Origin of the sequence: Bradyrhizobium sp. 482_C4_N1_8 (genome assembly GCF_052075965.1) — a bacterium.
Classification (GTDB): Bacteria; Pseudomonadota; Alphaproteobacteria; order Rhizobiales; family Xanthobacteraceae; genus Bradyrhizobium; species Bradyrhizobium barranii.
Map to the genome: position 1 here is coordinate 6,930,786 of NZ_CP197231.1, position 18,896 is coordinate 6,949,681.

Below are 18,896 nucleotides of genomic sequence, written 5' to 3' on the forward strand. Positions count from 1 at the left end.
AAATCCCTCTCCGGCTTCAAAGGACGATGCGGCCGCCCAAGGGCGGCCGCTGGCTCCATCAGACTTCGACGCGCTTGATCGCGAGCGATTTCAGATAGGCCGCCGGATTTTCGGGATCGAACACCTTGCCGTCGAAGAAGGTCTCCTTGCCGCGCGAGGTGGAGGCCGGGATCTCGGAAGCCGCGACGCCGAGCGTCTTGGCCGCATCGCGCCACATGTCCTCGCGGTTGACCTTGCCGATCAGCGCCTTGCTGTCGAAGGAAGCTTCATATTTGCCCCACCGGATGTCCTCGGTCATGAACCAGAGATCATGGCTCTGGAACGGATAGGAGGCGAAGTCGCGCCAGTACTTCATGATGTGCGGTGAGTTCTCGACCACCTTGCCGGCATTGCCGTAGTCGAACTTGCCCTTGGCGCGATCGGCGATGTCCTCGACCGGGCAGTTAATCCACTGCCGTTTCGCCATGATGGTCGCGAGCTCTTCCTTGTTCTCCATCTTGTCGGCCCATTGCTGCGCCTCCATCACGGCCATCAGGATCGCCTTGGCAGCCTTCGGGTTCTTGTCGACCCAGGCCGCGCGCATGCCGAGCGACTTTTCGGGATGCTTGCTCCAGATCTCGCCGGTGTTGACGGCGGTGTAGCCGATGCCCTGATGCACGAGCTGCCCGGGCCAGGGCTCGCCGACGCAGAACGCGTCCATGGTGCCGACCTTCATGTTCGCCACCATCTGCGGCGGCGGCACGGTGATTGTCTCGACGTCCTTGTCGGGATCGATGCCGCCGGCGGCGAGCCAATAGCGGACCCAGAGGTCATGTGTGCCGCCCGGGAAGGTCATCGCGACCTTGGCCGACTTGCCATCGGCCTTCTTCTTCTCGAACGCCGCCTTCAGCACCGACGCGTCGGCACCGACCTTGAGGTCGGCATATTCCTTGGCGACCGAGATGCACTGCGCATCGAGATTGAGCCGCGCCAGGATGTACATCGGGGTCGGCTGGTTGTTCTGCGTCACCTTGCCGGCGGAAATCAGATACGGCATCGGGGTCAGGATGTGCGCGCCGTCGATGCCGTTCCCCTCCGAGCCGAGCACGAGATTGTCGCGCGTGGTGCCCCATGAGGCCTGCTTCTGCACGTCGGTGTCGGGCACGCCGTATTTGGCGAACAGGCCCTTGTCCTTGGCGACGAAGAGCGGACCGGCATCGCTCAACGCGATGAAGCCGAGCTTGGCGCCCTTGACCTCGGGGCCTGCGTCCTGCGCGAAGGCGCCGGCGGGGAAATTCAGCTTGGCGGCGGCGAGAAGAGCGGCGGTGCTGCCGGCGGCCTTCAACAATTGACGGCGGCTCAGGCCCGAGGGCTGGCGGGTGCGCTTGGTCATAGGCAGTGTCGTCCTTTGCATCGTTGCAGAATTGATGGCGTCAGTGCTCGCGAGCAGCCCGTCCGTCCGTGACGCCAGAAAAAGGCGCATGCGAACGCATGGCGGGGGAGACCCCCGTCTGGTGGCGTCGGCAAATCGGATGAGAAGTCTCGCGGGACGGCTTCAATGGCGTCGGCTTGAATGATTCAAGCTTCATGCCAAGCCCGCCACTTCGAAAACTATCGAAAAATGAATGGGTTATTGATGCCGCGCCAGACTGTCGCAGGCTTGCTGCGCACGCGGAACTTGCGGATTGCTCATTCCTTGTGCGCCGCACAAATCTTATGCAGCGGCCCAAGCAAAAGGCCGTGCGTCCGCAAAAGTCAGCTGAACGCGCGCAGCATCCGTCTGATATCACTAGCCTTTTCTAACACGCCCATACGGCACGCAACTTGCTTCTTCACCGACGTCAACGAAGACTGCGGCTCGCCGCATTGTTGCAGCCTCTGGCGGCTGCATCCCGGAAGCTCAACTGCTTCGCGGCCCTCCCCGGCTCAGTCCTCGTGACGCGATTCCCAAGGCTTCCAAACCTTCCATAGCCCTCGTGCGGCAGAGCTGTCCGCACGGCCAATGATGTTCAGCTGCGCTCTCTCGGGCGTGTCGATCTCACTTACGAAGCAAAAGGAACCATTGATGTCGTATCTCGCGCCTTCGGAATTCGTCACCAAGATGGTGGATGCGGGCGAGTCCAAGATCTTCATGTCCACCCGGGATACTGCCATCCGCGCCTTCATGGCCGGCGCCATCCTCGCACTCGGCGCATGGTTCGCCATCACCATCAACGTGAACACGGGCCAGCCGCTGATCGGCGCGATACTGTTTCCGGTCGGCTTCATCATGCTGTACCTGCTCGGCTTCGATCTGCTCACCGGCGTGTTCGTGCTCTCGCCGCTCGCCCTGATCGACAAGCGTCCCGGCGTCACTCTTGGCGGCGTGCTGCGCAACTGGGGCCTGGTCTTCGTCGGCAACTTCGCCGGCGCCTTCACCGTGGCCTTCATGATGGCCTTCGTGACGACGTTCGGCTTCACGCAAGACCCCGACAAGGTCGGAGCGGCCATTGGAAACATCGGCGAAGGCCGAACGCTCGGCTATGCCGCGCACGGCGCGGCCGGCATGGCGACGCTGTTCATGCGCGGCATGCTGTGCAACTGGATGGTCTCGACCGGCGTCGTCGGCGCCATGATCTCGACCTCGGTCCCCGGCAAGGTCATCGCGATGTGGATGCCCATCATGCTGTTCTTCTACATGGTGTTCGAGCATTCCGTCGTGAACATGTTCCTGTTCCCGTCCGGCCTGATGCTCCATGCCAAATTCTCGATCATGGATTATCTGATCTGGAACGAGATCCCGACCGTGCTCGGCAATCTCGTGGGCGGCCTCGCCTTCACCGGCATGACCCTCTACGCCACCCACGTCATGACCAAGCCGAAGCGCCAGGCCGGCAAGGCTGCGCCGACCCGCGTTGCGGCCTGATACGTCTCGACAGAGGAGCCTCGCCCGACCAGGGTGAGGCTCCCTTCGCCTGGTGATGACGATGACCCGCGGACTCCTGATCTCTGTCGGCCAGCACTCCGACAAGGGGCGCAAGCCCGTCAATCAAGATTTTCACGGCGTCCTGATTCCGGAAGAACCGCTGCTCAGCCTGAAGGGCATCGCGGCCGTTCTCGCCGACGGCATCTCGAGCAGCACGGTGAGCCAGATCGCCAGCGAGTCGGCGGTCAAGAGCTTCCTGATGGACTATTACTGCACGTCGGAATCCTGGACGGTGAAGACCTCCGCCCGCCGCGTGCTCGACGCGACCAATTCCTGGCTGCACGCGCAGACGCGCAAGAGCCAATATGCCTATGACCGCGACAAGGGTTATGTCTGCACCCTGACCGCCATGGTCATCAAGGCGACCACCGCGCACATCTTCCATGTCGGCGACTGTCGCGTCTACCGCGTCGCCGGCAAAGCGCTCGAGCAGCTGACCGACGATCATCGGATCATCGTGTCGTCGGAGCAGACCTATCTCGGCCGCGCGCTCGGCATCAATCCGCAGCTCGAGATCGACTACCAGACGGTCGAGATCGAGGCCGGCGACACCTTCATCCTGGCGACCGACGGTGCCTATGAATTCGTCGACCAGCGTTTTATCACCAGCGTACTCGGCGAGCACGCAGCCGGGCTCGATGGCGCGGCAAAGGCGATCGTCGAGGAAGCCTACCGGCGCGGCAGCGACGACAACATCACCGTCCAGATCCTGCGCATCGACGCGGTGCCGCAGCGCGAGCCGTCCGGTATCTTCAATCAGACGTCACAGCTGCCGCTTCCTCCGTTGCCGGAGCCGCGCGCGGTCTTCGACGGCTACAGGATTATCCGGGAAATCCACGGCAGCAGCCGCAGTCATATCTATCTCGCCGTCGATGTGGAGACCGAGGCGCCGGTCGCGCTCAAGCTACCGTCGATCGACTTGCGCGACAACGCCGCCTATCTCAAGCGCTTCCTGATGGAGGAGTGGATCGCGCGCCGGATCGACAGCCCGCACGTGCTGAAGCCGCTGTCACAGTCGAGACGGCGCAGCTACCTCTACGTCGCGACCGAATTCGTCGAAGGGCAGACCCTGAAACAGTGGATGACCGACAATCCGCGCCCCGACCTCGAAACCGTCCGCGGTATCATCGAGCAGATCGCCGCGGGGCTGCGCGCCTTCCACCGCATGGAAATGCTGCATCAGGACCTCAGGCCCGACAACATCCTGATCGACAAGACGGGCACCGCGAAGATCATCGACTTCGGGTCGGTCAGGGTCGCGGGCGTCGCGGAAGCCGCGCCGCGAGACGAGGCCGACGACATCCTGGGAACGGTCCAGTACACGGCGCCGGAGTACTTTCTGGGGCAAGGCGGCTCGCCGCGCTCCGACATGTTTTCGCTGGCCGTGATCTGCTACCAGATGCTGACGGGAAAGCTTCCCTATGGCACCCAGATCGCCAGGATCCGGCGCAAGGCAGACGTGCGGAGACTTCAATATCGCCCGGCCGGCGACGATCGCAACGTGCCGGCCTGGGTCGACGGCGCGCTCAGGCGCGCGCTCCATCCGGATCCCTACAAGCGGCACGAGGATCTGTCCGAATTCGTCTTCGAGCTTCGCACGCCCAATCCGGCCTATCTCGACACACGGATCACGCCGCTCTTGGAGCGTAGCCCGCTGATGTTCTGGAAGCTGACCACGGCAGCGCTTGCTTGCGCAGTCGTCGTGCTGCTGGCGCTGCTGCACGGGCGATAGGGCGCAGAAGGGCGCAGACGTCCACTTCTATCGGCCAAGTGGAACCATTATCGTTCGTCAGAGCATTGCCGCTGGTGACCCATATGCGACATCGGCCAAATAGCCCAAACATCGCGCGATTAGCCGGGTTTAAAGGTTGATTGCGGCTAGACGTTTTTGCGCTCGACTATGCCGTCGCGACGGCGTTGAATCCGCTACGCGGGCTCTTTTGTTTCAAGGAGGGAGGACCGAAAGGTGAAGACAACGATCATCGCACTTTGTGCCGCCGCTCTCATCGCCGCCGCACCAGCCGCGCTTGCGCAGGGTGTACCAGGCAAAGCAGTTGGTCTGCAGCATAAGATCTCTAAGAGACATCACCCGGGCGTCCCCGGCTACGCTCCGCTGCATGAGCTGCAAACAATGGGATCGAAGAAGGGCTATCCGGGAGCTTTCGGTTACGCGCCTAATGAACCCAGTCGTTTAGACAGAAATCTCGAAGCGTCCAGACAAGCTGGTGGTGGCGGCGGCGGTGGCGGAGGGAGTGGCATGTGAACCCACGCGCTGCACGAACAGGCGGTATCCGTCCTGCTTAATCGGGACGCTCCGGGGGCGTTAAGGCCGGCTCGCCTCGCGTCTTCTTTATGTTCGCAGTATGTTTGTTGTTGGCCCAACTCGGACATCCAGTGAGGTCCGCTGTTGCGCAGCTACCAGAAGCACAGCGGACGTCGCACGCGCCCTGACTACCGGGCGGCCGAATGTGCGCTCCAGCGCAGCGCCGTCACGCCGGCTCCTCCGCCTTCACCCCCAGCGGCTTCGGCGCCATGCCGCCACCGGGCTTGAGGTGGAATTCGTACGTCATCAAATGCCACTGCCCGTTTGCCTTGGAGCCGTCAGGCATCGCCGGGTCGTTGCGCGGCTCGACCTTGGCGACGAGGTCGTCCTTGACCCCGAACACCACGTCGGAATCGAGATATTTGTCGCCATCCATGAAGACGTGGGTGATCAGCGGCTCGTAGCCCTTGGCATTGACCAGGAAGTGCACGTGCGCGGGCCGCATCGGATGGCGCTTGGTCTGCATGATCATCTCGCCGACCGGGCCATCGGTCGGAATCGGATAGCTGCAAGGCAAAATGGTGCGGAAGAAGAAGCGGCCGTCGGCGTCGGTGATGAAGCGCGCCCGCGCCGAAGCGCCGACCTCGTCGTAGTTCGGCTTCTGTGAATCGTAGAAGCCGTCATCGTCGGCATGCCAGACGTCGACGGGAACGCCCGCAAGCGGCTTGCCCTTGAGGTCGGTGACACGGCTCTGCACGAACATCCGTTCGCCGGTCTGATTGTTCGGCGAGATGTCGGTGCCGTGCGCGGTCACCTTGTGCTCGCCGACATAGAAGGGCCCGAGCACCGTGGTCTGGGTCGCCCCCTCGCGGTCGCGGTGGTTGACCGCGTCGACCAGCATGGAGACCCCGAGCGCGTCGGAGAGCAGGATGAACTCCTGCCTTGTGTCGGTGCATTTGTGGCCGGTGCGGGTCAGGAAATCGATGGCGTATTCCCATTCCTCGAAGGTGAGACCGGTCTTGCTCACGTAATCGTGCAGCGACTTCACCAATTCCTGGAGCAGGAATTTTGCCCGAGGGTTCGGCGTATTGTCGAAGCTTTTGACGACGGCTTCGGTGAGTTCGGTCTCGTTGAACTGGGTCATGGTGCGTTTGCCCTGAGTTTTCTCGTTGGCCCGGGTGGGCTCCTTGGAGGCGTTCCACAGTGCAGCCTACACCAGCAGGCCCGGCCGCGTTAAGCGCAACCGGCTTGGAATGGGGCCGGCATTTCGCTATCAACTTTCCGACAAAACGCCCCGGAGGAACTGATGCTCGCCCCTACCCCCGCCTCGCCCGAATCCGTGGGCATGTCCAAGGCCGCGCTCGACCGCGTCGATGCGCATCTGAAGAGACGCTACATCGATGCCGGCCGCTTCCCGGGCACGCACCTGCTGGTCTATCGCCGCGGCAAGGTCGCCCACAGCTCGGTGCAGGGCTTTGCCGACGTCGAGCGCAAGGCGCCGGTCAAGGACGACACCATTTACCGCATCTATTCCATGACCAAGCCGCTCACCAGCGTCGCCTTCATGATGCTGGTCGAGCAAGGCCTCGTGGCGATCGACGAGCCCGTCGCCAAATACATTCCGGAATGGAAGGATCTCGGCGTGTTCGTCGCTGGCACCGCGCCGGCCTTCCTGACCCGGCCGCCGTCCCGGCCGATGCTGATCGTCGACCTGCTGCGGCACACCGCCGGTCTCACCTACGGCTTCCAGCAGCGCTCCAACGTCGATGCCGCCTATCGCACCGAAAAGATCGGCGAAGTCGAGAAAGCCGGCACGCTGCAGAGCATGATCGAGGCGCTGGCAAAGATTCCGCTGGAGTTCTCGCCGGGCGAATCCTGGAACTACTCGGTGGCGACCGACGTGCTTGGCTATCTCGTCGGCAAAATCTCCGGGATTCCCTTCGAGCAGTTCCTTAAAACGCGCATCCTCGATCCGCTCGGCATGACCGACACTGATTTTCACGTGCCGGCCGCCAAGGCGCATCGCTTCGCCGCCTGCTACTCCGCCGATCCGGGTGGCGGCATGACCTTCCATGCCGGCCAGCGCCGCGAGGGCCTGACGCTCCAGGACGACCCGACCAAGAGCTCGTTCCTGTCTCCGCCCTCGTTCATCTCGGGCGGCGGCGGACTATGCTCGACGGTCGCCGACTATCTCACTTTCTGCCGCGCGCTGCTCAATGGCGGCGAGCTGGGCGGCGTCCGCCTGCTCGGGCCGAAGACGCTCGCGCTGATGACGAGCAACCACATTCCGGGCGGCCGCGCGCTGCCGGAGGTATCGCGTTCGCTGTTCTCCGAAGCCACCTATAACGGCATCGGCTTCGGTCTCGGCTTCGCCGTGACCATGCGGCCGGCGGAGACGCTGATCGCCGGCAGCCCGGGCGAATATAATTGGGGCGGCGCGGCCACGACCTCGTTCTGGATCGACCCGGCCGAAGAGCTGATCACCATCTTCATGACGCAGGTGCTGCCGTCGAGCGCCTATCCGCTCCGGCGCGAACTGCGCAGCATGGTCTATGCCGCGATCACCGAGAGCAATCTCTGAGCTGCGTCTCAACAAGAACGGGCCCTCGCGATCGATCGCGAGGGCCCGTCGTTGCCTAGTGCATATGGCCGATCAGATAAATTCCGCCGCCGAGCACCAGAACGGCGGGCACGGCCCACAAAATCAGAACTGCGTCATGCTCCTCAGTTGGACGTGCAGACCTTGACGGTCTTCATGCCGCTTTCAGCCTCGGTGCGCGACTTGACGCCCACGACCGCGCTGCAAAATCCCGCTCTGACGCGCTCGCCGGACGCGAAAATCGTGGCGCGGTGCAAGTCTCACCCGTATGGTCTCCCCAAAATCATAATCCGGCGCCGCTGCGCTGGAACCGGGACGCCCGCGTTTGTCAAAGCTCACTCTGCCGGTCCGGCTCGCTCTTCTGGTCACGGGAACGATGTTGCCGCTGATCGTCTTTGCGGTGGGTATTGCCTATTCCAACTACCGCCAGGACCGCAGCGACGCGACACGACGCGTGCTGGAGACGGTGCGAAGCATGCGCCTCGTGCTCGATTCCGAAGTGCAGCGGATGACCGGCGGCTTGCAGGTGCTGGCGCTCAGCAACGCCCTGCAAAGCGGCGACTTCGACGACTTCCGCCGGCTGGCAACCGGGTTCATCAGCCAATATGGCGAGGACAGCGTCCTGCTGGTGGCGGACGGGAGCGGGCACCAGCTGTTCTCGACCGTCACGAGTGAAACGACAAACCTGCCACCCCGCAATAATCGCGAGATCGTCGAGCGGGTATTTGCGAGCAAGTCACCGCAATATTCCGACCTGTTCACCGGCTCGACCAAGAACCGACCGATCGTGACCGTCGAGGTTCCCGTGCTGCGCAACGATGAGGTCGTCTACGCGCTCTCCTTCAGCCCGCCGATCGCGACATTCCAGAAACTGGTCGAGCAGCAGCGGCCGAACGATCAGTGGACGGTGTCGCTGCTGGACACCAAGGGTCGGGTGTTCGCGCGCGCGCCCAATCCGGCCGAGACGTTCGGCAAGCAGGCCTCCGGCGCACTGAACGATGCGATGGCCCGGACCCCGGAGGCGACCCTCTCCACCGTTTCGCTCGACGGCGTCGCGCTGTCCTCCGCCTATACGAGATCGCGGCTGACCGGCTGGACGGTCGTGGCCGGTGTCGCCGAGAGATCGCTGATCGCCCCGCTCTGGCGCGACATCGCGATCACCAGCCTGATCGGCGGCATCCTGCTGCTGACCGGCCTGACCTTCGCGGTACGGATGGCGACCACGATCGCGCGCGGCGAGATGCTGCACAATCTGCTGATCGAGGAGCTCAACCATCGCGTCAAGAACACGCTGGCCTTGATGCAGGCGATCGCAGTGCAGACCTTCCGAAGTTCAAGCCGGGACGAGCGGACGAAGTTCGAGGGACGACTCGGTGCGCTCGCCGAGGCGCACAATCTCCTGAGCCAGGAGAAATGGGCGGGATCGGAGCTGAGGGATGTGATCGCGCGCGTGCTCCAGCCGTTCCTGCTGAGCAATCCCGGTCGCATCCGCATGGCCGGCCCCGCCGTGCCGCTGTCGCCGCGGCTCGCCGTGGTGCTGTCGATGATCGTGCACGAGATCGCCACCAACGCCGCGAAATACGGCGCGCTGTCGAACGAGACCGGCCGGGTTACGCTGGACTGGGAGGTCATCGCCGACACGCCGAAGCCCCGGCTGCGGCTGATCTGGAGTGAGATCGGCGGACCGCCGGTGACGGAGCCGGTGCAGCGCGGTTTCGGCTCGCGCCTGATCGAGCGCAGCGCGCGCGACCAGCTCGGCGGCGAGGCGACCGTCGACTTCCTGCCGCGCGGCGTCGTCTGCACGGTGACGTGCGTGCTGGACGAGGCGCGGTGAACGGATTGAAGGAACATCGGCGATGAAGATCACCAAGGTGCGCACGCACATCCTCGAAGCAAAGCTCTCGCAGCCCTTCGCCTATTCGCGCGCCTGGTACGACACGCGCACCGCGATGCTGGTCGAGATCGAGACGGATGACGGCCTGACCGGCTGGGGCGAATGCTACGGGCCGGCGCGGATGACGGCGGCGGTGGTGCAGAGCATCGCGCCCTGGCTGATCGGCGAGGATCCGCTGCGCACCGACGTGCTGTGGCAGATGGTCTACGCACGCTTGCGCGATCACGGCCAGAAGGGCGTCGTGATCCAGGGCCTGAGCGGCATCGACATCGCGTTGTGGGACATCAAGGGCAAGCATTTCGGCGTGCCAGCGCATCAGCTTCTCGGCGGCGCCGCGCGCAAGGAGATAGCGGCCTATGCGACCGGGCTCTACCGGCGCAAATCAGGCGATCCGCTCAAATACCTGCCGGAGGAAGCGGCCGGCTACGCCGCGGAAGGTTTCCGCGCCGTGAAGCTGAAGGTCGGCTTCGGCATCGCCGAGGATGCCGCGGTCACCCGCGCGGTGCGCGAGGCGATCGGCCCGGATGTCGCGCTGATGGTCGATGCGAACCACGCCTATGACGCAGTGGCGGCGATCCGGCTCGGCCGCATGATCGAGCGCTACGACATCGGCTGGTTCGAGGAGCCGGTGCCGCCGGAGGATGTCGCGGGATATCGCGCGGTGCGATCCGCGCTGACGATTCCCATCGCCGGCGGCGAATGCGAATTCACCCGTTTCGGTTTTCGCGACCTGTTCGCATCGCATGCGCTGGACATCGCCCAGCCCGACACCTGCGCCGCGGGTGGCCTCTCCGAATGCAAGAAGATCGCCGACATGAGCGAGGCGTTCGGCATCCGCTACAATCCGCATGTCTGGGGCACCGGGATCGCGATCGCGGCCTCGCTCCAGCTCCTCGCCGTGCTGCCGTCACACACGCCGATCTCGCTTGCGCCGATCGAACCGATGCTCGAGTTCGACCGCACCGAGCATCCGATCCGGCAGGCGATTTTGAAGGAGCCGATCGAGCACGAGAAGGGTTTCGTGCGGGTGCCTGACAGACCGGGGCTAGGTATCGAGATCGACCGCGAGGCGCTCGCGCGCTTCGCGGTTCAATAGAAAAAACGGTCGACACCGTTAATTCGGCGGCACGTCGATCGGAACGAGAAACGCGAAGCCATATTTGGCGTCCTCGCCGCGCGCCTCATCGATGCCGCGTCCAAGTTCCACCGCGGCAATCTCGGCGGGAAGCGCGAGCCTGACCTGTCGGACATGATCCGGGCACAGGAGAGGACGCCCACCTGAACGCATGCTCTCCAGTTCCTCGACGAACCAGGCTTCCTGCACGCGCGCCTTGGCGGATCGCAGTGAGCTGGCCGAGAATGCAAGAACCGGTCTCTGGTTGATCTCCAGCACGAAGCAGCGCTGTCGCGCCGCCTGTGCGGCGCGATTGCTCTTGCGTGCCGTCGACCTGCCTTCAGCTCGGCCACTCGCGCGTGTCATCTCAACACCATCAGAAGTTCGCCGTGGCTGACAATCTGAACACACGTGGAGACCCCGGCGTGATGTTGTTATTCCCGTCCGCGGTCGAATAGTACTTCCGGTCGAGGAGATTTTCGATGTTGAGCTGAGCCCGCCAGGTCTCGTTGAGCCTGAGGAACACAGCGGCGTCCACTCGCGTGAACTCCGGAATCAGGACGGTGTCGTCGGACGATGCGAAGAAGTTCGAGTAGTGGATCACACCGAGGCCCGCGGCCCACTGCTCCGTGAACTGATACTTGTTCCAGAGGGAAAAGGTAATGTACGGCACAAGTCCCACGCGGTTGCCGGCGACAATGGTCGCGGAGTTGTTGCTGGTGATCCGCGCATCCGTGTAAGCGTAGCCGCCCGTGATTTGCCAGGCGTCCGTCACGTAGCCGGTCAGAGACGCTTCGAAGCCGCGGGTCTTGGTTGCTCCGCTCAGAATGAAGAATCCCGCATTGTTGGGATCGGCAAAGCGCTGATTGGTCCGGTCCAGTTCGTAGATCGCCGTAGCGAACTGCAGGCTCGGGAAGATGTCGTATTTGAGCCCGACTTCCTTGTTCACGAACTTCTCGGGCGCTGCGATGGCCAGGCCCGGTGTCAGAGCGCTGAACTGGTCGCCGGCGCTCGGCAGATACGAGATGCTGTAGCTGCCGTAGATCGACAGGTTTTCGAGCGGCTTGAACAGGACACCGGCGCGTGGCGACACCAGATCATCGACTCGGTTGAGCTCGACGAATGTGCGGCGGTCTCGCGACGTTAGGTCGAAGTGATCGAACCGCACGCCGCCAATCAGTTCCAGATAGCGCGTGATCTCGACCTGGTCCTGGACGTAGACGGCGCCGAGATTGAGCTTGTAGGTGTTGTTGGCGTCGGTGCCCCCGTTATTGGCGAAAGTGACCGGAACGTACGATGTCGGATTCCTCGGATCGATCGTGATGGTCGACGATACGCCATTGAAGAGCCCGCTCTGCCGGTAGTTCAGGCCGTTCTGACGGCCCACCTCGGCGCCGAAGACGACGGTGTGACGAATTGGGCCCGTCCCGAACTTGTAGTTGAGATCGGTCTGGTTGAAGTAGTTCGTCCGGTCGGTCTCGTTATTGTATGCTTGCAGATTGCTCGAGGTTCCGGCGGCATTGACGGCACCGGAATTGGCTCCTCCGCCCGGATAGATGTTCTGGTAGAACTTGTCGTAGTTGGCGATCTGCGACGAATTCTTGATCGTCCACCCGTTCTCGAAATCGTGCTCGACGACAGCGGTTCCGATATCCACATCGGCGAGCGCATAGTTGAGGTTGGGGTTGCCGAAGAACGCAGACGGCGACGTATCGTAGGGATAGCGCGGGAAGGCGTTTCCGGGGCGGATCTGCGAAGGGATGCCGCGATCGACGGTACGCCGGTCGTGCAGATGCTCGTAGCTCAGCTTGACCGTCGTGGTGTCGTTCGGCGCAAAGGTCGCGGTAGGATTGATCGCCCAGCGTTCGAGGTTGACGAAATCGCGATAGCTCTGCGTGTTTTCGTACATCGCGTTGAGGCGGAAGGCCCAGTTCTCGTTGATCGCCTGGCCGACGTCGGTGGTCACGCGGGCGCCGGGATAGGAATTGCCGCCGACCGTCACCTCGCGAATGGTCGTACCGTCGGCCTCCTTGAGTACGCGGTTGACGACGCCACCGCCACCGCCGCGGCCGAAGATCATCGCGTTCGGCCCCTTCAGGACCTCGAGCCGCTGAATGTTGTAGAAGTCGCGAAAATACTGGACGTCGTCGCGGATGCCGTTTGTGTAGAAGTCGGCGTTGCTGCGCTGGCCGCGGATGACGAGGTCGTCACGATGCGATTCGCCCTGGTGATAGATCACGCCGGGCACATAGCGGGTCGCCTCGCCGATCGAGGTGAAGGCCTGGTCCCTGATGAAATCCTTCGTCAGCACCGTCACCGACTGCGGCACGTTGAGGAGAGCCGTATTGGTCTTCGTCGCGCTGGTCACGCTCCGCGTGACATAGCCCTTCTGGCCGGTACGCGCGTCCTGATTGTTGACGCTCGGCGGCTTCTTCTCGACCGGTGCGACGGTGGTCGTCCGGCGATTCGATCGCGCTGCGCGCGAGGCCGTCGCGGTCTGCGCCCGGCGGGCGCGCTGCTGCGGAGCGGAAACGACGACTGACGGCAAGGCTCCCGCCGCCTGCCCCTGCTGCGCAGAGGCCGGGCCGGCCTGCATCGTCAGCCCGCCAATGAATGACAGCGCTGCCGTCGTCGACAGCAGAAAACCACGCAACGCCTTACGGCCAGCCCAACAACCCAATTCCATCTGCAACGCCCCAAAACTTCGCGTGCCGCTCTGAAAGACGGCTTCGCGGTCCCAAACTGGGGCGCATCTGCAATGCGAAGAATTAGATGAGGATTAGATCGGATTTAGAATAGGTCGAGCCTCTCTACGCTCACGCCCAAATTTGTAAGAGTTCTAAATTGAGGCGCAGGCGGTTGACCATTTGGCCGCGGTGTCGAATGTGGCGCTTGGTGCTGCGACGCGCCACCACTCCAACACAGCGATTTTCCCTGAATCAATGCGCCTCCTGCTGATCGAAGACGATCCGATGTTCGGCAAGGCGCTCGTCCGCGGATTGAAGCGAAACGGAATGACCGTGGACTGGACCCGCGACGGACAGGACGGCTACGCCGCGCTACAACGCGCCGAGCACGCGATCACGCTGCTCGATATCGGACTGCCCGGCATGACCGGCTTCGAGATTCTCAAGGCCGCGCGCAGCAGGAAGGCTTCGCCCATCCTGGTGATCACGGCCCGCGACCGGGTCGAGGACATGGTCGCGGGACTCGATCTCGGCGCCGACGACTTCATCGTCAAGCCGTTCGAGTTGCGCGCCCTGCTCGCGCGCATTCGCGCGGTCATGCGCAGGGTCAACGACCGCTCCAATTCGCTGATGAGCAGCAAGGAGATCACGCTCGATCCATCGACCCATGTGGCGACCTTCCGCGGCATCCAGTCGACGCTTTCGGCGCGGGAATTCTCGGTGATGTACGCCCTGATGGAGCGTCCCGGAACCATTCTGTCGCGAGGCCAGATCGAGAGCCGGATCTACGGCTGGAGTGACGAGGTGCAGAGCAACGCCGTTGACGTCGTCATCCACGGCCTGCGCAAGCGGTATGGCAAGGACGTCATCCGGAACATCCGCGGTGCCGGGTGGATGGTCACAAAGTCCGGATCATGAGCTCTCTTCGCAAGACGATCATCACGCGTGCGACGCTGTTGCTGGCCGCCATCGGCCTCCTGGCGACGGCAACATCGTTCGGCCTGGTCGCCTATGAGATGAACAAGTTCCTCGACGCGCAGTTGCAGGAGATCGCCGTCAATGTCGGTCCAGGCGACCGCAACGGTGCGGGTCCGCTGCTCGAAGGCGAAGACGAGGATCAGTTGGTCGTCCGCATCTGGGATCGCTCCGGCGCGCTGCTGCATCGGGCGGGTCCTCCGATCGACATTCCGTGGCAATCAGTGCCGGGATTGTCCGACGAGATCGCCGACGGGCAGGATTGGCGCGTCTATCGCTGGAGCCACGCGCAGCACGATATCCAGATCGCGCAGGCGTGGAGCGCCAGGCACGAGATCGCGCTGCACGCGGCGACAGGCGCCGCGCTTCCGCTGCTGCTCGCCATCCCGCTGGTCTGGGCCGTTCTGGGTTGGTCGATCAGCCGCACGATGAGCGGTCTGCAACGGCTGTCGGCCGAAATCGGCCAGCGCAGCGTCGATGCGCAGGAGCCCCTGCGTCCGGTGGGCGTACCGGCGGAAGTGGCTCCCCTGATCGTTGCCATCGACAAGCTCGTCGATCGTCACCGGTCGGCACTCGAAGCGCAGCGCCGCTTCGTGGCGGACGCGGCGCACGAACTGAGGACACCTCTGGCCGCGCTCCAGATTCAAGCGGAAAACCTGATCGCCGCGGATCTGTCCGGACAGACTCGCGAGCTTGCCGACGAACTTCGGGACGGCGTGCGGCGCGCATCGCATCTGGCGAGCCAGTTGCTCGAAATGGCCAGAACGGAAGGCGCCTCGATCCGGAAGCGCGACGACGTCGATCTTGCCGCGCTCGCGACCTCGTTGCTGGCGGACTTCTATCCGCTGGCTGAGGCGCGCAACGTCCAGCTCGCGATGACGGCGGAGACACCGTGCAGGTTCCTCGGCGATCGCGACGCGATCGGCAAGCTCATCGCCATCCTGCTGGACAACGCCATTCGCTATTCAGGCTCAGGCGGCTCCGTGGAACTCAGGGTCGTCAATGACGGCAAGATTTGCGCGCTGGAGATCGTCGATGACGGCCCAGGCATTCCCGAGGATGCAATGCCGTTCATCTACGACCGCTTCTTCAGGGCTGCGCCCCAAGGCGTCGAGGGGACCGGGCTTGGTCTTGCGATCGCCAAATCCACCGCCGACCGGCACGGCTTCAGGCTGATGCATCAGAACCGGAGCGGCGCGACCGGCATCGTCGCGCATGTCCGGTTTGACCTGACTGCCGTACCAACAGCGTGAGCTAACCGATCGTCTGCAGCGCCGGAAACGTCTCGAGCAGCCAGATGCTGACATTCGAGACCGTGCCGGTGAGGAAGCCGATGCCAGTGATCACCATCAGGACGCCCATGGCGCGCTCGACATTGACGAGCTGGCCCTTCATGCGCGCGAACAGCTTCGAGAACTGCTCGATCATCAGGGCGGCGATCAGGAAGGGAATGCCGAGGCCGGCCGAATAGACTGCGAGCAGGCCCGCCCCCTTCGTCACCGTCGCCTCCGCCGCGGCGATCGAGAGGATCGCGGCGAGGATCGGGCCGATGCAGGGCGTCCAGCCGAAGGCGAAGGCGAGGCCCATCACATAGGCGCCCCACAGGCCGACAGGCTTGGGCGCGGTCAGGCGCCCCTCGCGCATCAAAAGGCCGATCCGCGTCAGTCCCAGGAAGTGCAGGCCCATGATGATGATGACGATGCCGGCGAGGATCGACAGCTCGGCCGACCAGGCACGAATCAGCCCGCCGATCAGCGAAGCGCTGGCGCCGAGCGCCACGAACACCGTGGAGAAGCCGAGCACGAACAGGAGCGCCGACATCATGATGGCGCGCTTGGACGCCGAGGCCGGCTCCTTGTTCTCGACATGCTCGATCGTGGCGCCCGTGAGATAGATCAGATAGGGCGGAACCAGGGGCAGAACGCAAGGAGAGAGGAAGCTAACGAGGCCGGCAATCAGGGCCGCCGGGATCGAGACATTTTGCATGATGCAGTCGGAGCCATCTCAGGCTCTTTGGCCGCGCACCGGGAATGCGCGCGGGCGGGAGCCGAACCGGCTCTGGTGTAGCCGATGCCGGGGAATGCGCACAACAGAGGCGCACGAAACCAGGCTCCTCCCGATGCCGTCTGCGATCACAGATGCGGCATCGGGACGCGCACAAACCTCGCCAAAAAGCGAGACTCGGCGGCGCGGCTACTTCACCACGCGGAGCAGCGGACGCCGGGGCTGGTCCTGCGTCTGCTTGGAGGGGGGCTGCGGTTCGCTTCCAGCGCTCCGCAACATTTCGTCGCACAGCGCCTTGAGATCGGCACTGTCAATTCCTTTGAGCTTCATCCGCACGTCGAGGATGACGATAGACAGCAGCTCGGCCGACTCGCGGTTATTGCTCTCGTTGAGAACCTTGCGGCACTCCTCAAGCGTTTCCAGCACCGACTGCAACTGTTCGTCTGAATGCGACACCGGCGTTCTTTCCGTTAGTTCGGCCTGCGAGACGTGTTTGTGGAAATCCCCTCGGCCCCCATGGGATACCGAGAATAACACGAGGCGCCGACGCCTCCGAACATGATTTCAGTATGATTTTGCCGGGAAACCGTGGCTCCCGCGAACATCGACCCGCTGCGCGGGACGCCATTATCGTCGTGGCCGGGACTCGAACGCGCGGCACTGGATGATCGACCCATTCCGCGCGGCGACAGCTCGCGCGCAAGGACTTCCGTGACGGAAAACGCCGACAATCCTGCAGCCATTTCAGGGCTCGCAACGGAACTCACGCCACACCCCTCATTCCAACGTTGGTCGGCCGATTCGATTCTCAGCCTTAGTAACACTCTGATACCGCCCACGAGGCAGTAACGATGGCGTTCAAAAGTCGCCGTTCCCCAACCCGCAGTGGTTGTGGTTTGCGCCCAATTCTGCCAGTTTAGCAACCCGAAGGGACTTGTATGCACTCCTTGGCGGAAAGGGGCGTTCCACAGGAGGAACGCCCAAAGATCAACATCAGCGGCCTCTCCGATTGGGATGCGGCCCGCATATTCCTGGAAGTCGTTCGATGCGGCAGTTTTCGCTCGGCGTCTGAACGCCTGTCGCTGTCGATCAACGCCGTCCGCCGCCGGATTGATGATTTCGAGCGCCAGACCGGCACCACCCTGTTCACCCGCGACGTCCACGGCACGCATCTGACCGATGAAGGTGCACTGGTGGTCTCCGCAGTCGAGCGCATGGAGGCGGCCGCCTTCGACGTGCTGCGCACCAGCGATTCGACGGCCAACGCCCTGTCCGGCGAAGTTCGCGTGGCCGTCACCGAGGGTCTCGGGACGTTCTGGCTCGCCCCGCGGCTGGTCGAATTCCAGCAGGCCTATCCGAAGATCCTGGTCGACTTGCATTGCGCGATGCGCTCGGCCGATGTCTCTCGTCACGAGGCCGACGTCGCCATCCATCTGTCGCGTCCCTCCGCGCTCGACGTCAAGCTGGTGCGGCTCGGCCGCATGCACCTGATGTTCTGGGCTTCGGAAAAATACCTTGAAAAACACGGCACGCCGCGCTCGGCGCTCGAATTGATCAAGCACCGCCTGGTGCTGCAATTCGCCGACCAGCTTGCCGCCAAGGAAACCTTCGAGAGCTTCTTCCCAGGCGTTCCGGAACGTGACCTGCTGGTCATGAAGACCAACGTCTCAAGCGCCAATTATTGGGCGGTCGCGAATGGCGCCGGCATCGGCGTATTCCCGAGCTACGCCATTGCGCTTGGCGGGAAGTTGATTCCACTGGAGGTCGAGCTGAACAGGCCGCTGGATATCTGGTTGTCCTACCACCCTGGTAGCGGCCGGATTCCACGCGTGCGGCACATGATTGACTGGCTGATCGAAGCTTTCAATCCGGCGCGATTCCCGTGGTTTAAGGAAGAGTTCGTGCATCCGCATGAATTCAAGGACGAGTATATGGGCGAACCCCTGACCCAGCTCTTCGGGGGATTTTCAACCGAAGAACAAAGGTGAGAGTATGAAAGCAGCGGCGAAAAGAATGAAGCAGCGCAGCGCCGGCAAGCCGGACATTGAGCTTGGCAAGCGGATCCGTCTGCGGCGCGTCGAGATGAAGATCTCGCAGGCCGAGCTCGGCGAGAAGCTCGGCGTGAGCTTCCAGCAGGTCCAGAAATACGAGAAGGGCGTCAATCGCGTCGGCGCGGCTCGGCTTCAGCAGATCGCCACCGCCCTCGATGTGCCCGTGACCTTCTTCTATGACGGCGACAACAAGGCGCGCGAAGTCGAGAGCCTGCTGTTCCTCGATTCCGCCTTCAGCCTCCGCCTGCTGCGCGCCTACAGCAAGATCAAGGACCAGACGGTGCAGCGTCAGCTCGTCTCGCTGATGGAATCGATCGCAGCGAACGAGGCCTGAGCCGATCGGGCTCTGACCTTTACGGCCGATG

15 protein-coding genes are annotated in these 18,896 nt (G+C 63.3%); 9 read left to right on the forward strand and 6 right to left on the reverse strand.

All coding sequences use genetic code 11. The features are described from left to right. Positions 1-58: 58 nt before the first annotated feature. Positions 59-1,372, reverse strand: coding sequence for a CmpA/NrtA family ABC transporter substrate-binding protein (locus tag AB7Z56_RS32875; protein ID WP_063984796.1), 1,314 nt, complete (start codon positions 1,370-1,372; stop codon positions 59-61). A gap of 672 nt (positions 1,373-2,044) precedes the next feature. Here AB7Z56_RS32875 and AB7Z56_RS32880 point away from each other — a divergent pair. Together AB7Z56_RS32880 and AB7Z56_RS32885 are read left to right on the forward strand one after the other, a co-directional pair. Then, the gene (locus tag AB7Z56_RS32880; protein WP_028146778.1) at positions 2,045-2,884 is read left to right on the forward strand and encodes a formate/nitrite transporter family protein; all 840 of its coding nucleotides are present in this window, start codon (positions 2,045-2,047) and stop codon (positions 2,882-2,884) included. A 55-nt stretch (positions 2,885-2,939) separates the two neighbouring features. Beyond that, the gene (locus AB7Z56_RS32885; protein WP_063984798.1) at positions 2,940-4,676 is read left to right on the forward strand and encodes a bifunctional protein-serine/threonine kinase/phosphatase; all 1,737 of its coding nucleotides are present in this window, start codon (positions 2,940-2,942) and stop codon (positions 4,674-4,676) included. A 757-nt stretch (positions 4,677-5,433) separates the two neighbouring features. On the opposite strand, the gene AB7Z56_RS32890 is transcribed toward AB7Z56_RS32885, so the two are convergent. Beyond that, the gene (locus tag AB7Z56_RS32890; RefSeq protein WP_063984799.1) at positions 5,434-6,351 is read right to left on the reverse strand and encodes an intradiol ring-cleavage dioxygenase; all 918 of its coding nucleotides are present in this window, start codon (positions 6,349-6,351) and stop codon (positions 5,434-5,436) included. 162 nt (positions 6,352-6,513) lie between these two features. Here AB7Z56_RS32890 and AB7Z56_RS32895 point away from each other — a divergent pair, with 162 nt between their 5' ends. The 3 genes from AB7Z56_RS32895 to AB7Z56_RS32905 all read left to right on the forward strand — a co-directional run bounded on the left by AB7Z56_RS32895 (position 6,514) and on the right by AB7Z56_RS32905 (position 10,796). Next, on the forward strand, positions 6,514-7,788 hold the full coding sequence (locus AB7Z56_RS32895) for a serine hydrolase domain-containing protein (RefSeq protein WP_063984800.1): 1,275 nt from the start codon (positions 6,514-6,516) through the stop codon (positions 7,786-7,788). A gap of 394 nt (positions 7,789-8,182) precedes the next feature. Then, positions 8,183-9,640: a sensor histidine kinase gene (locus tag AB7Z56_RS32900; protein WP_063984801.1), complete on the forward strand. Its 1,458-nt coding sequence runs from the start codon at positions 8,183-8,185 to the stop codon at positions 9,638-9,640. A gap of 22 nt (positions 9,641-9,662) precedes the next feature. Then, entirely contained in the window at positions 9,663-10,796 is a 1,134-nt protein-coding gene (locus AB7Z56_RS32905; RefSeq protein ID WP_063984802.1) for a mandelate racemase/muconate lactonizing enzyme family protein, read from the forward strand. A gap of 18 nt (positions 10,797-10,814) precedes the next feature. Here AB7Z56_RS32905 and AB7Z56_RS32910 read toward each other — a convergent pair whose 3' ends face one another. Together AB7Z56_RS32910 and AB7Z56_RS32915 are read right to left on the reverse strand one after the other, a co-directional pair. Beyond that, positions 10,815-11,093 carry a hypothetical protein gene (locus tag AB7Z56_RS32910; protein WP_187387772.1) on the reverse strand — a complete coding sequence of 93 codons (279 nt, stop codon included), beginning with the start codon at positions 11,091-11,093 and terminating at the stop codon, positions 10,815-10,817. A gap of 97 nt (positions 11,094-11,190) precedes the next feature. Beyond that, positions 11,191-13,500: a TonB-dependent receptor gene (locus AB7Z56_RS32915; protein ID WP_063984804.1), complete on the reverse strand. Its 2,310-nt coding sequence runs from the start codon at positions 13,498-13,500 to the stop codon at positions 11,191-11,193. Between the two features lie 256 nt (positions 13,501-13,756). Between AB7Z56_RS32915 and AB7Z56_RS32920 the strand changes: the two genes are divergently transcribed. Both AB7Z56_RS32920 and AB7Z56_RS32925 read left to right on the forward strand, forming a co-directional pair. Further along, entirely contained in the window at positions 13,757-14,419 is a 663-nt protein-coding gene (locus AB7Z56_RS32920) for a response regulator transcription factor (RefSeq protein ID WP_063984805.1), read from the forward strand. After that, positions 14,416-15,729, forward strand: a complete 1,314-nt coding sequence (locus AB7Z56_RS32925) for an ATP-binding protein (protein ID WP_071915946.1) — start codon at positions 14,416-14,418, stop codon at positions 15,727-15,729. Before AB7Z56_RS32920 ends, AB7Z56_RS32925 begins: the two co-directional genes overlap by 4 nt. Position 15,730: 1 nt before the next feature. Here AB7Z56_RS32925 and AB7Z56_RS32930 read toward each other — a convergent pair whose 3' ends face one another. After that, positions 15,731-16,462 (reverse strand): cytochrome c biogenesis CcdA family protein, encoded by a 732-nt coding sequence (locus AB7Z56_RS32930; RefSeq protein ID WP_085404442.1) that lies wholly within the window; start codon positions 16,460-16,462, stop codon positions 15,731-15,733. 207 nt (positions 16,463-16,669) lie between these two features. Beyond that, complete coding sequence (locus tag AB7Z56_RS32935) at positions 16,670-16,936, reverse strand: hypothetical protein (RefSeq protein WP_028152051.1); 267 nt, start codon at positions 16,934-16,936, stop codon at positions 16,670-16,672. Positions 16,937-17,418: 482 nt separating this feature from the next. Here AB7Z56_RS32935 and AB7Z56_RS32940 point away from each other — a divergent pair, with 482 nt between their 5' ends. Both AB7Z56_RS32940 and AB7Z56_RS32945 read left to right on the forward strand, forming a co-directional pair. Next, positions 17,419-18,468 carry a LysR family transcriptional regulator gene (locus AB7Z56_RS32940; RefSeq protein ID WP_038943246.1) on the forward strand — a complete coding sequence of 350 codons (1,050 nt, stop codon included), beginning with the start codon at positions 17,419-17,421 and terminating at the stop codon, positions 18,466-18,468. Between the two features lie 25 nt (positions 18,469-18,493). Continuing rightward, positions 18,494-18,865 carry a helix-turn-helix domain-containing protein gene (locus tag AB7Z56_RS32945; protein WP_014497036.1) on the forward strand — a complete coding sequence of 124 codons (372 nt, stop codon included), beginning with the start codon at positions 18,494-18,496 and terminating at the stop codon, positions 18,863-18,865. Positions 18,866-18,896 lie beyond the last annotated feature (31 nt).